Source organism: Nocardia puris, from assembly GCF_036051655.1.
In the GTDB taxonomy this organism is placed as follows: domain Bacteria; phylum Actinomycetota; class Actinomycetes; order Mycobacteriales; family Mycobacteriaceae; genus Nocardia; species Nocardia puris.
Map to the genome: position 1 here is coordinate 428,981 of NZ_CP107943.1, position 12,289 is coordinate 441,269.

The 12,289-nt window shown below is 71.5% G+C and carries 11 protein-coding genes; 5 read left to right on the forward strand and 6 right to left on the reverse strand.

Going from position 1 to position 12,289, the window contains the following annotated elements; translation table 11 throughout:
* Positions 1 to 11: 11 nt before the first annotated feature.
* Positions 12 to 1,508: a flavin-containing monooxygenase gene (locus OHB21_RS01880; RefSeq protein WP_195125444.1), complete on the forward strand. Its 1,497-nt coding sequence runs from the start codon at positions 12 to 14 to the stop codon at positions 1,506 to 1,508.
* 17 nt (positions 1,509 to 1,525) lie between these two features.
* Here the strand turns inward: OHB21_RS01880 and OHB21_RS01885 are convergent, their stop codons facing one another.
* Entirely contained in the window at positions 1,526 to 2,320 is a 795-nt protein-coding gene (locus OHB21_RS01885) for a helical backbone metal receptor (protein WP_369123287.1), read from the reverse strand.
* A complete protein-coding gene (locus OHB21_RS01890; RefSeq protein ID WP_113975318.1) occupies positions 2,317 to 2,844 on the reverse strand; it encodes a TetR/AcrR family transcriptional regulator in 528 nt (175 codons plus the stop codon). Before OHB21_RS01890 ends, OHB21_RS01885 begins: the two co-directional genes overlap by 4 nt.
* A gap of 90 nt (positions 2,845 to 2,934) precedes the next feature.
* Between OHB21_RS01890 and OHB21_RS01895 the strand changes: the two genes are divergently transcribed.
* Positions 2,935 to 3,444: an LIC_13387 family protein gene (locus OHB21_RS01895; RefSeq protein ID WP_067514308.1), complete on the forward strand. Its 510-nt coding sequence runs from the start codon at positions 2,935 to 2,937 to the stop codon at positions 3,442 to 3,444.
* Between the two features lie 261 nt (positions 3,445 to 3,705).
* Here OHB21_RS01895 and OHB21_RS01900 read toward each other — a convergent pair whose 3' ends face one another.
* Both OHB21_RS01900 and OHB21_RS01905 read right to left on the reverse strand, forming a co-directional pair.
* The gene (locus tag OHB21_RS01900) at positions 3,706 to 4,473 is read right to left on the reverse strand and encodes an SWIM zinc finger family protein (protein WP_067514309.1); all 768 of its coding nucleotides are present in this window, start codon (positions 4,471 to 4,473) and stop codon (positions 3,706 to 3,708) included.
* Positions 4,470 to 7,256, reverse strand: coding sequence for a DEAD/DEAH box helicase (locus tag OHB21_RS01905; protein ID WP_195125445.1), 2,787 nt, complete (start codon positions 7,254 to 7,256; stop codon positions 4,470 to 4,472). Before OHB21_RS01905 ends, OHB21_RS01900 begins: the two co-directional genes overlap by 4 nt.
* Positions 7,257 to 7,487: 231 nt before the next feature.
* Here OHB21_RS01905 and OHB21_RS01910 point away from each other — a divergent pair, with 231 nt between their 5' ends.
* Together OHB21_RS01910 and OHB21_RS01915 are read left to right on the forward strand one after the other, a co-directional pair.
* Positions 7,488 to 7,850, forward strand: a complete 363-nt coding sequence (locus tag OHB21_RS01910) for a hypothetical protein (protein ID WP_067510490.1) — start codon at positions 7,488 to 7,490, stop codon at positions 7,848 to 7,850.
* Positions 7,851 to 7,963: 113 nt separating this feature from the next.
* Positions 7,964 to 8,671 carry an HNH endonuclease family protein gene (locus tag OHB21_RS01915; RefSeq protein ID WP_407675132.1) on the forward strand — a complete coding sequence of 236 codons (708 nt, stop codon included), beginning with the start codon at positions 7,964 to 7,966 and terminating at the stop codon, positions 8,669 to 8,671.
* Between the two features lie 150 nt (positions 8,672 to 8,821).
* Here the strand turns inward: OHB21_RS01915 and OHB21_RS01920 are convergent, their stop codons facing one another.
* On the reverse strand, positions 8,822 to 9,628 hold the full coding sequence (locus tag OHB21_RS01920; RefSeq protein WP_067510623.1) for a sulfurtransferase: 807 nt from the start codon (positions 9,626 to 9,628) through the stop codon (positions 8,822 to 8,824).
* A gap of 171 nt (positions 9,629 to 9,799) precedes the next feature.
* Between OHB21_RS01920 and OHB21_RS01925 the strand changes: the two genes are divergently transcribed.
* On the forward strand, positions 9,800 to 11,008 hold the full coding sequence (locus tag OHB21_RS01925) for a benzoate/H(+) symporter BenE family transporter (RefSeq protein WP_067510495.1): 1,209 nt from the start codon (positions 9,800 to 9,802) through the stop codon (positions 11,006 to 11,008).
* On the opposite strand, the gene OHB21_RS01930 is transcribed toward OHB21_RS01925, so the two are convergent.
* Entirely contained in the window at positions 10,986 to 12,269 is a 1,284-nt protein-coding gene (locus tag OHB21_RS01930) for a dihydrolipoamide acetyltransferase family protein (RefSeq protein WP_067510625.1), read from the reverse strand. The two genes, OHB21_RS01925 and OHB21_RS01930, sit on opposite strands and share 23 nt — an antisense overlap.
* Positions 12,270 to 12,289 lie beyond the last annotated feature (20 nt).

Consider the following 12,289-nt stretch of genomic DNA (forward strand, 5'->3'; position numbering starts at 1 on the left):
AAGGAGCGACGATGACGTCCACCGATTCCCTGGACGGGCGCGCGTACGAGACCGTCATTGTCGGCGCCGGGTTCTCCGGAATCGGCGCCGCGATCAAACTGCGCGAGGCGGGCTTCGAGGATTTCGTGCTCCTCGACGACGCCGACGGCGTGGGCGGCACCTGGCACTGGAACACCTATCCCGGCGTGGCGGTGGACATTCCGTCGTTCAGCTATCAGTTCTCGTTCGATCAGCGCTCGGACTGGTCGCGGGTGTACGCGCCGGGCCGGGAGTTGAAGGCCTACGCCGAGTCCTGCGTCGACAAGCACGGCCTGCGCCCGCGCATCCACTTCGGCACCACCGTGACCAGCGCGGAGTTCGACGAGGGCCGCCGCGTGTGGGTGTTGCGCACCGAGGCAGGCGAGGAACTCACCGCGCGCTACGTGATCAGCGCGACCGGCGTGCTCACCCGCCCGAAACTGCCCGAGATCCCCGGCGCCGCCGACTTCGCCGGCCGCACCATGCACACCTCGCGCTGGGACCACGGGCAGAGCCTGCGCGGCAAGCGCGTGGCGATCATCGGGACGGGCGCGTCGGCGGTGCAGGTGATCCCGGAGATCGCGCCGGAGGTCGCGCACCTGACGGTGTTCCAGCGCACGCCGATCTGGTGCCTGCCGCGCCCCGACCTGCCGCTGCCCGCGCCGCTGCGCCTGGCGCTGCGGGTGCCGGGCAGCCGCACGGTGACCCGGCTGGTCAGCCAGACCTTCGTGGAGCTGACCTTCCCCGTCGCCGCGCACTACCACAGCTCGGTGCCCGCGGCCGCGCTCGGCGAACGGCTCGGGCTGGCCCACCTGCGTAGGCAGGTGCGCGACCCGGAGGTACGCGAAAAGCTCACGCCCCGTTACGCTCTCGGCTGCAAGCGGCCCAGCTTCTCCAACGACTACCTGGCCACGTTCAACCGCGAGAACGTCACCCTGGAGACCGATCCGATCGAGCGGATCACGCCGGAAGGCGTACGCACCGCGGCCACCGAGCACCCGGTCGACGTGATCATCTTCGCCACCGGGTTCAAGGTGATGGAGTCGGGCAACATGCCCACCTACGACCTGCGCGGCGTCGACGGGCGCGATCTCGAGAAGTGGTGGGACGAGCACCGGTTGCAGGCCTACGAGGGTGTGAGCGTGCCCGGCTTTCCGAATTTCTTCTCCGTGATGGGTCCCTACGGCTATAACGGGTCGTCGTATTTCGCGCTCATCGAGAACCAGGTGCGCCACATCCTGCGCTGTCTCACCCACGCCCGCGACGAGGGCGCGACCCTGGTCGAGGTCACCGAGGAGGCCAACGACCGGTTCTTCCGGGAGATGCTGGCGCGCCGCGGCGGGCAGGTGTTCTGGCAGGATTCGTGCGCGGTGTCCAACAGTTACTACTTCGACAAGCACGGGGATGTGCCGCTGCGGCCGTCCACGACCGTCGAAGCGGCTTGGCGCAGTGGGCATTTCGATCTGGACGACTACCGATTCGCGTCGTAGATCCTCGACGACAGGACCTAACCGCGCGGCGCGGCCGCCGCGATGCGCGCGGTCAGTTCGGCGCGGGCGGTGACCAAAGAGGGGCCGTACCAGGTGAGAAGGCGGCCGGGCACCAGGGCGACCGGGATGCCCGGGAAGGCTTCGGGGCCATCGTCTTCGGTGAAGACGTAGGGCTCGTCGGGCAGGACCGCGAGGTCGACTTCGCGGACCAGTTCGTCCTGGGTGAGGCGGGGGTAGCGGTCCGGGCGGTCGGCGTGCACCAGGCGCAATCCGAGGTGGCGGGCGAGGTCGCCGGTGAAGGTGTCACGGCCGACGACCATCCACGGGTCGCGCCACACGGGGATCACAGTGTTGCGCACCGGGGCGGAAGGTGTTTCCTTCCAAGACTTCTCAGCGACTGAGAGCCATTGGGGCGGTGCGACTCCCAGTGCGTCGGCGAAGAGACGGCCCAGCGAGTCGAATGCCTGCCGGAGGGTCTCGATCACGGTGACCCACACCGGGATTCCCGCCTCACGCAAGCGTTCCACGTCGAGTTTGCGATTCTCCTCGTGGTTGCACAGCACCAGATCGGGCGCGAGTTCCACGATGCGCCGCACGTTCGGGTTCTTCGTTCCGCGCACGCGCTCCACCGCGAGATCGGCCGGGTGCGTGCACCATTCGGTCGCGGCGACAAGCAGGTCCGGGCACGTCACGGCCAGGGACTCGGTCAACGACGGGACGAGCGACACCACCCGGCGCACGGGGCGCGCGATGCGGACCGCGGTGCCCATATCGTCGAGCATCGAAAGTTCTTCGCGCCGTGCGTGGTTCACGGCAGCACCTGGCTGTAGAGGACGCGGAGCTGTTCGGGCGGCACCTCCGGCAGGATATTGCCCGCGCCCAGCACGAGCAGGTACAGGATCTGCGCGGTCCGTTCGGCGGCGTCCGGTTCGTAGCCGTCCTCGGCGAGCAGTTCGCGCAGGAAAGCGAGGCGGGTCGCGTCGACGCGCTCCTTGGCGGCGGCCGCGACCGGATCGTCCAGCGCCCACGCGCGGACCGCGACCTCGAGGCGGGCCGGTTCGCCGTCGGCGAGCACCAGATCCATGAGCAGGTCGAGACGGCCGCGCGGAGCGAGGTGGTCGGCGGTGCGGACCTCGCGGATGTAGCGCAGCGTCTGCGCCTCTTCGAAGTGCGCGAGCAGCGCCTGCTTGAAGCCGGACATGCCGGCGAAGTGGTGGTAGAAGGACCCGGTGCTCAGACCGGTCTCGGCGACCAGGCGGTCGATGGTGAGCGCGGTCGGCCCCGCCGCGCCGAGGATCGTCAGTCCGGATGCCAGCCATGAGGTCTTGCCCGCCACGGCCGCCAGTCTATAACATAAATTTTGTTATGTACGCTGAATCCGAGCTTGTTCTGCAGGTAGTTCGGAAGCCCATCCCCGGAGGACGCCATGTCCGACTCATCCACCACCACCGTTCGCTGGGCGCTGCCCGCCCACACCGCGGGCGCCGCCCTGCTCGCCGTCATCGGCGTCGCGCATCTGCTGATGATCCACGTCTTCAACGGCGCCGACACCCCCGCCGAGGAGACCATCAACGAGCTGTCGAGGCAGGCGACCACGCCCATGTTCGAGGGCGGGCGGGAGGTCACCGTGTTCGGTCTCAACACCGGTTACAGCGTCGGCATGGCCGTGTTCGCCATCCTGTTCGCGCTGCTCGCCATGGTCGCGGCGCGCGCCGCGCCGCAGCTGCTGGGGCGCTGGTCGCCGTTCAACGCGCTGTGTTTCGCGGCCGCGGGCGCGACGTTCTGGATCGCCTGCCTCTACTTCCCCGAGCCTGTCATCGTCTTCGCCGGACTGGCCACGCTGTGCTTCGCGGCCGTCCTGGTGGCAGGGCAGCACAAGGGCAGTGGGCGGACAGCGCTCGGGCGTATCCCCGAGCCCGCCGCCGGCGCACACTGAAAGTGGCACCCGGCGCCGAGACGCACCGGCCACCAGCGCCCCGGGCGGGATCCGCCCGACGATGCCCGGCGGCGCGGCCGGCCTCGTTGCCGGGTGCCTGCCATTTCCCGCGCCACCGTCCGCCCCCGCGACCCGCAGACCGCGGGGCGGAACAGCCGGGCGATCCGCTCGGTCGTCGGACACCAGTGCGCCCGCCGACCGAGCGCGGATCGAATTCCCTTGGTGCGCAGCGCCTTTCCGGCGCTCGTCGGCGAGTCCGGCTCAGCGGCGCAAACGTTCGTACAGCGCGTCGAGTTCGCGGGCGCCGGTGGCCGCCACCGACTCCTCCTCGGCGCTCGTGCGCAACGCCTTGCGCAACAACACCGGGTCCAGATCGTCTACCGCCGAACGGTATTCGACCTTCGGGAGGTCGGGCGGCACCAGCTCGTCACCGTACAGATCCGCCGCCACGGCGTCGGGGGATTCGCGTTCGATGCCCGCGATGAGGGTGTCCAGATCGAGTCCGCGCAACGTCAGGATCTCGCGCGGGCGCTCGTCGAGGCGTTCGGCCACCAGGTAGCAGACCGCGGCCACGTGCTTGCACGGCCAGCCGGGATCGGGACACGAACAGCTGAAGTCCAATTCGGCGGCGGTGGTGGGCAGCAGGTGCGGGCCCAGTTCCGGCGGCAGCTCGCCCGACGCGATCGCCGCAAGCATGCCCGGCGCACCCCGGATGGCGTCGATCAGCAGTTCCACTTCCTCGGCGCGCAACGGCCGCACCGCGAACACCGACGTGAACGGACGCGGTTGGCTCCCTTGCACTTCCGCGACCACCGCGCCCGGCTCGATCCGGTAGTTCACCACCTGCCCCGACCGCGCGTACGTGCGCCCGCGCGCCAGCCGGCCCGGCTCGGCCATCGCCTCCACGGCGTCGATCAGCGCCTTGCCCCACCAGGTGCGCCCGAAACCGCCGCGGCGGCTCTTGGCCGCCACACCGCCGCGCACCGGCCTGCGCTTGCCGTACTTGCCGAAATCGTCGAAATCGTTCACTCCCCCACCGCCTCCGCGCCGAGGGTGAACAGGTCGCGCAGGTCGTCGGTGCTGAGCTCGGTGATCCAGTTCTCCCCCGCGCCCACCGCCAGATCGGCGAGGCGGCGTTTGCCGTTGATCATCTCGTCGATCCGCTCCTCGATGGTGTCCACGCACACCAGCTTGCGCACCTGCACCGCACGCCGCTGACCGATGCGGAACACCCGGTCGGTGGCCTGGTTCTCCACCGCCGGATTCCACCAGCGGTCCAGGTGCACCACATGATTGGCGGCCGTGAGGTTCAACCCGGTGCCACCGGCCTTGAGCGACAACAACATCAGCGGCGGACCGTCCTCGGACTGGAACCCGGTCACCATCTCGTCGCGGCGGCGCTTGTCCACGCCGCCGTGCAGGAACGGCACCCGCGCGCCGAAACGCTCGGTCAGATACGGCGTGATCAGCTCGCCGAACTCGCGGAACTGAGTGAACAGCAACGCCTTCTCGCCGTCGGCGAGCACCGCGTCGAGCACGTCCTCCACCAGCGCCAGCTTGCCGGAGCGATGCCTGCCCCGCCCCAGCACGCCCGACCCGTCGCCGAGGAAGTGCGCCGGATGATTGCACACCTGCTTCAGCCTGGTCAGCGCGCCGAGCACGGCGCCCTTGCGCGCCATGCCTTTCGCGCTCTCGAGCTTGTCCAGCATGTCCTCGACCACCGCCTGATACAGCGCGGCCTGCTCGACGGTGAGGTTGGCGCGGACGGTCATCTCCAGCTTCTCCGGCAGGTCCTCGATGACCGCCGGATCGGTCTTCACCCGGCGCAGCACGAACGGCTTCGTCACGAAACGTAGTCGCGCCAGCGCGTTCTGGTCGCCTTCGCGTTCGATCGGCACGGCGAAGCGCGCGCGGAAGGTCTGCGGGCTGCCGAGCAGTTTCGGCATCGCGAAATCGAGCAAGGCGCGCAGTTCCTCCAACCGGTTCTCGACGGGAGTTCCGGTGAGCGCCAACCGATGTCGCGCGCGCAACGCGCGGGCGGCGCGCGCTTGCCTGGTGCCCGCGTTCTTGATGTGCTGCGCCTCGTCCAGTACGACGCGTTCCCAGTCGCGTCCGCTCAGTTCCTCGAAATCCCTGGCCAGCAAGGAATACGTGGTGAGCACCAGGTCGGCCTCGCCCACGGCGGCGGCGAAATCCTCGCCCGTGCGCCGACCCGACCCGTGATGCACGAGCACGCGCAGGCCGGGGGCGAAGCGCTCCGCCTCGCGCTGCCAGTTGCCCACCACCGACATCGGGCACACCAGCAGCGTGGGACCCACTGCCTCCGTGGCGTTCTCGCGTTCGTGGACGAGCAGCGCGAGCACCTGCACCGTCTTGCCGAGGCCCATGTCGTCGGCGAGGATCGCGCCGCACCCGATGCGGCTCATGGTGGCCAGCCAGGTCAGGCCGCGCCGCTGGTACGGGCGCAACTGCGCTTTGAGGCCGCCCGGGGTGGGGACGGGCGCGCGATCGCGGTCGGCGTCGAGCAGGTCGGCGACCCAACCGGAGGCGGTGACCTCGGTGATCGGCACGCGGTCGACGCGGTCGGTGGCGAGGCGGCCGATCATGTCGGCGAGGGTGATCGGGGAGTCGTCGGTGTGCGCGGCGACGTAGCGGGCGGCCGCGGCCAGCGCCTTGTGGTCGGCCTGCACCCACTCCCCGCGCAGGCGCACCAGATCGGACTTCGCGCGGATCAGCCGGGCCATCTCGGCCGGGCTGAGCACGTGGCCGCCGAGCGCCAATTCCCAACGGTAACGGACCAATCCGCGCATCCCGACCGTGCTCTCGGCGGCCGGGACCGCGCTCTCCACGCGCAGCCGCAGCGACGGTTCGGTGATGTTCCACGCGCGCGGCAGCAGCAAGCGCACGCCCGCCTCCTGGAGGGCGTGCACGCCGTGGGCGACCAGGTCGGCCACCACCGCGGTGGGGAGCAGCAGGTCCATGCTGTACGGGTCGCCGGGGAGGTCGCGCAGCCGCGGGTAGGCGCGCTGGGCGGCGCCGAGTTTGTCGACGGCGGTGCGGATGAGGGCCGGGTCGCCGTTGAGCGGAACCGGGGTGGGCGCCTCGCCCTCGACGCGCAGGCACACCTCCAGCCGCCACAGCGGCGGGTCGTCCTCGGCGGCGGGTTCACCGTCGGGTTCGCACAGGCGCAGGACCAGTTCGGGTTCGTCGGCGGTGAGGCTGGTGCGCCAGCGTTCCAGGGTGTCGGCGAGCTGGTGGCTGCCCGAGTCCAGCGGCTGGTCGCCGACCAGGGCCGCGAGCAGCGGGTGGACGGGGGGTGGGGCGTCGGCCAGTTCGCGGGCGATCGGGTCGGTGAGTTCGGCGACCAAGTCGGCGAGCACCGCCGCCGGACGCCCCGCCACCGCGAGCGCCGGCGGCGCCACGGCCGCGAGTTCGGCGAGCCAAGCCCGCTGCCGCGCGCCGCCGACCAGGCGCCACCGCACCCACCACTGCCCGTCGGCGCGGCGCAGTTCGGGGACGACGCGGCCCGCGCGCGCCCAGCGCTCGATGCCGCGCGCGACGTGGGCCAGGAAGCGCAGGTCACCCGCGACGCTCTCGGCCGGAAGACGCTGGAGCAGGGCGTTCGCCGCCGCCGCGGGAGCCATCGCGAGGGCAGGGACCTCGGCCGGACCTTGCGGCGTCAGCACCTCGGCGCGGTGCCGGAAGCGCGCGGTGCGCAGCCGGGCGCCCAGCGGGTCGGGCACACCGGCGGGCACCTCGCCCTCGGTCCACAGCAGCAGACCGGACCCGGGAGACCACAGTCCGTGCAGCATCCATCCATCCAAGCAGGCCGGTCCGACACCGCCGTACGGCCGGCGTATCCGGCGGGCGCGGTCTTCGTCGTCGCGGACCGCCGGAATTCACGGCCACCGCTGCACGGGGCAGGACGATTTCCGGTGGGCGGCGCGGCGGTCGCCAAGCGGGCGAAAGTGGAACATACTGGGGTAATTGCTGGTCACGAGTCGTAATCCGCAGCAAGCTTCTAGGAAGCGGAGGGCAGCAGCATGACGATTCTGCTCCAGGTACTCGAGCAGAGCTTCACGCCGACCACGCCGTGGGAGCGCCGAAAATTCACCTTCGTCGACGCGGGGAAGATCGTCGGCATGCGGCTGGACGGACAGTCCGGCGTGTGGCTGGATCTCTCGCGCCCCGGTGAATCCCAGCGCCTGGCCCGCACCCTCGATCCGCGTGAGGCGGTCACGTTCCTGCTCACCACGTTCGCCAAGATCGCCGAGTGCGAGGAGCGCGGCGGTTCCTGGCTGATCGGGCACGACGGCGTGCACACCGAATCGATCGCGGCGACCAGATTCCCACCGCGCGCGAGCGAGATCGCGGGAGATGATCTGCTGGCGCGGGCCTGGTTGTGAGGGGCGCGAGGTAGGGCCGCTGCGGCGTGGCGTGAGCGGCGTGTCCGGCGTGCCGTGGGGCGCCACGCCGGAGGCGGCCGTCCTTGTCGGGGTGCGCGTGTAGAACTGGCTGCGTGCGCCCGGTTCTCGCCCGTCTGTTCGCCGTGCTGGTCACGCTGGTGCTGGGTGCTGCCGGGTGCGCCTGGTGGGACGGGGCGTGGGTGACGCCCGCGCCGGGAAGTCCCACACGGGCGCAGGTGGAGGGGTTGCTGGCGGGGGTGCGGGTGGTGGAGAAGCGGGTTCGGCCCGGCGGGTACGAGAGGGGGTGCCGGTCGGGGCAGGGGTGTGTATTCGGCCCGTCGTGGTCCGACGATCACGACGCGCCGGGCGGGCACGACGGCTGCGACACCCGCAATAACGTGCTCGCCGCCCAACTGCGCGAGGTGCGGTTCCGGCCGGGCACCCGCGACTGCGTGGTCGAATCGGGCACCTTCCACGACCCCTACACCGGCGACGCCGTTACGTTCGACAAGTCCCGCGCCCGCGAGGTCGAGATCGACCATCTCTTCCCGCTGGCAGCCGCCTGGGATCTCGGCGCCTCCACCTGGCCCCCGGCCCGGCGCCGGGCGTTCGCCAACGACATGGAGACCAACCTCGTGGCCACCACCGCCTCGGTCAACCGAGACAAAGGCGACCGCACCCCCGCCGACTGGCTACCACCTTCCCGCCCCAACCACTGCTACTTCGCCGGCCGCTACCTCACCGTCGCCACCCGCTACGACCTCCCCCTCACCACCGCCGACCACGAAGCCCTCACCAAGATCGCCCGCACCTGCCCCTGACGCCGCAGAGCGGGGCATCCAACGCCCACCGCCGGCACCAGGTTCAGCCGCGCCCCTCGCGGCCATTCGCACGTCTGATTCATCAGATCTCCGCAGGTCACCACCGACCCCTCGCACGACCCGCGGCGATTGGCCCCTTATTCACCTCGGTCAGTCGCCGGTGGCTACGGGACGTTTCGGGTCGTTGGACCATTGGGACCACGAGCCCGGGTAGAGGGTGGCGGGGATGCCGGCGGACTCGAGGGCGGCGATCTGATGGGCGGCGGTGACGCCGGAGCCGCAATAGACGGCGATGGGGCCCGGGGTGAACGGGGCGAAGCGGGTGCGGAGGGCTTCGGCGGGGAGGAACTTGCCATCTGCATCGAGGTTTTCGGAGGTGGGGGCGCTGCGGGCGCCGGGGATGTGGCCGGCTTTGGGGTCGATGGGTTCGACCTCGCCCCGGTAGCGTTCGGCGGCGCGGGCGTCGAGGACCACACCGGGCCAGGTGGCGACGGCGTCGGCGTCGGCGACGGGCATACCACCCGCGCGCAGTTCCACGTCGCCCGGTTCGGGGTCGGACTCGGCGCCGGTGGCGAGGTCGCCGCCCGCGACGGTCCACGCGGGCAGGCCGCCGTCGAGAATGCGGACGTCGGCCAGGCCGCCCCAGCGCAACAGCCACCAGGCGCGCGCCGCCGCCATCCCACCGGTCGCGTCGTAGACGACCACCGGATCGCCGGCACGGATCCCCCAGGAGCGCGCGCACTTCTCCAGGTGCGTGATGTCGGGCAGCGGGTGGCGGCCGCGCGCGGGCGAGGGCGGCGCGGCGAGTTCGGTCTCCAGGTCCACGAACACCGCGCCGGGGATGTGCCCGGCCAGGTAGTGCTGCGGACCATCCGGATCACCCAGCGCCCACCGCACGTCCAGCAGGCGGAACTTCTTGTCCGCCAACGCTTCCCGAAGTTCTTCCGCAGAGATCAGTACCGCGCCCAACCCAGCTCCTAGTCCAGTCCCGTACGCGCGCCGACCCGTCCACCCTACGCATCGGGGACCGGTCGCGCGGGCACTCCGCCGCATACCCACTCCCCCATTCGGTCCAGTTTCGGCGCACTGGCAGGCGACAGCGCTCCCCCACGGCGGCAGGATGCGGCAATGACCGAAGTTTCGTCGCCGACGCGCGCGCCGGAGGAGGAGCGCGCCGGGCTCGCGCAGGCGATCGGGGCGGGGGCCGTGACGGCGCTCGTCGGGTTCGCCAGTTCGTTCGCGGTGGTGCTGGCCGGGCTCAGCGCGGTGGGCGCGACGCCCGCGCAGGCCGCGTCCGGCTTGCTCGCGCTCTGCGTCACACAAGGCGTCGGCATCGTGGTGCTGAGCGTGCGGTACCGGATGCCGATCACGCTGGCGTGGTCTACGCCGGGCGCGGCGCTGCTGGCGGGGACCGGCGCGGTGGCGGGCGGGTGGCAGGCCGCGCTCGGCGCGTTCGCGTTGACCGGCGCGCTGTTCGTGCTGACCGGTCTGTGGCGGCGGCTGGGCGACCTGATCGCGGCCATTCCGGTGGAGATCGCGCAGGCAATGCTGGCCGGGGTGCTGCTGCCGATGTGCCTGGCGCCGGTCCGTGCGCTGCCGGTGAGCCCCGCCGTGGTGATCCCGGTGATCCTCGTGTGGCTGGTCCTGCGGCGGTTCGCGCCGACGTGGGCGGTGATCGGGGCGTTCGCCGTGGCGACCGTCGGCGCGGGCGTCGGCATCGCGGCCGGCCACCACGACCTCGACCTCGCCGCGATGGCCCCGACGGTGGACATCGCCGCGCCGCACTGGAGTTGGCAGGCGATGATCGGCATCGCCGTCCCGCTCTACATCGTCACCATGGCCTCGCAGAACATCCCGGGCGCGGCGGTGATGCGCTCGTTCGGCTACGCGGTGCCGTGGCGCGCGGCGATGACCGTCACCGGTCTGGGCACCCTCGCGGGCGCGCCGGCCGGTGGGCACGCCATCAACCTGGCCGCCATCAGCGCCGCCCTCGCGGCCGGGCCCTCGGCCCATCCCGATCCGCGCCGCCGCTGGGTGGCCGCCTGCACGGCGGGCGCGACCTACCTGGTGCTGGGGCTCGGATCGGCCGCACTGGTCACGCTGGTGGCGGCGGCGCCGGAGGGCACCGTCGAAACCGTCGCGGGCCTGGCCCTGCTCGGCGTGCTGGCGTCCGCGCTCGCCGGTGCGCTGTCGGCCGAACGGCATCGCGAGGCGGGCATCGTCACGTTCCTGATCGCCGCCTCCGGAGTGGCGTTCCTCGGCATCGGCGCGGCGTTCTGGGCGCTGGTCGCGGGGCTGGCGGTCCGCCGGGTGCTCACGCGCGACCGAGCAGGGTGAGCGGGTCCTCCAGCAACTCCCCGACCGTCGCCAGGAAGCGGGCGGCGAGTTCGCCGTCGATGAGCCGATGGTCGAAGCTGAGGCCGAGCGTGGTGACCCACCGCACGGCGAGCTCGTCGCGCACGACCCAGGGCCGCCGCCGGATCGCGCCGAGGCACAGGATCGCCGACTCCCCCGGATTGACCAGCGGCACACCCACATCCACGCCGAACACCCCGACGTTGGTGAGCGTGAACGTCCCGCCGCGCAGGTCGACGGGCGTCGCCTTCCCGGAACGCGCGGTCTCGGCGAGCCAGCCGATCTCCCGGCAGAGTTCGCGCAGTGAAAGCGACTGCGCCTCTTTGAGATTCGGCACCAACAGGCCGCGATCGGTGGCGACGGCGATCCCCAGGTTCACGTAGTGCCTGGTGACGATCTCCTGCGCGGCCTCGTCCCAGAAGGCGTTCACACCAGGGTATTCCGCGATCGCGGCCAAGGTCGCCTTCGCCACCAGTGCCAGCGGAGTGAGCGTCAGCTCAGCGAAGGACGCGGTACTGCGCAGGTGGTCGAGCAACTCCATCGAGGCCGTCACATCGACGGTGACGAACGCGCTCGCCTGCGGAATCTGCCTGGCACTGGCGGTCATCGCGGCGGCGGTGCGCTTGCGGACACCGGTGATCGGCGTGCGCTCCTCGCGCGCGGCGGGCCGGATCACCCCGGCGCCCCGGTTCTCCGCGACGGAGGTCTCCACGACGGCATTTCCGCTCACCTTGGCCGGGGTGCCGGGCGGTGACACCGGCACCGCGCCCCGCACGTCCTCGACCGTCACCGCGCCGTCCGGTCCGGAGCCGGCCACGAACCACAGGTCGATGCCGAGTTCCTTGGCCAGTTTCCGCGCGGCCGGTGTGGCGGCGGCGCGCGCTCCCTCGCTGCGAGGCTGCACCGGCGCCGCACGCCGTCGCGACACCGTCTCCTCCTCGGGCCCATAGCCGACCAGCACCGCCGTGCGCCCGTCGCTCTCCGGCGCGGCCGCCACGCGCACGCGAATCAGCGGCTCCCCCACTGGCACGGTCTGCCCCGGCTCCACCAGCAGTTCCTCGACCCGCCCGGCGAACGGCGACGGCAGCGCGACCACCGCCTTGGCCGTCTCCACTTCCGCGATGGTCTGATTCAGCTCGACGGTGTCGCCCACGCCGACCGACCACGACACGAGTTCGGCGTCGGCGAGCCCCTCCCCCAGATCCGGTAGCCGGAACTCCAGGACGTGAGCGTCGTCGTCCACGTGCACACCTCTCGGATCGG

What these genes read in the sequence shown, in the direction of transcription:
- OHB21_RS01880 (WP_195125444.1), top strand. Translation starts at nt 12, where the DNA reads ATGACGTCCACCGATTCCCTGGACGGGCGCGCGTACGAGACCGTCATT.
- OHB21_RS01895 (WP_067514308.1), top strand. Translation starts at nt 2,935, where the DNA reads ATGTCCGACTCATCCACCACCACCGTTCGCTGGGCGCTGCCCGCCCAC.
- OHB21_RS01905 (WP_195125445.1), bottom strand. Translation starts at nt 7,256, where the DNA reads ATGCTGCACGGACTGTGGTCTCCCGGGTCCGGTCTGCTGCTGTGGACC.
- OHB21_RS01910 (WP_067510490.1), top strand. Translation starts at nt 7,488, where the DNA reads ATGACGATTCTGCTCCAGGTACTCGAGCAGAGCTTCACGCCGACCACG.
- OHB21_RS01925 (WP_067510495.1), top strand. Translation starts at nt 9,800, where the DNA reads ATGACCGAAGTTTCGTCGCCGACGCGCGCGCCGGAGGAGGAGCGCGCC.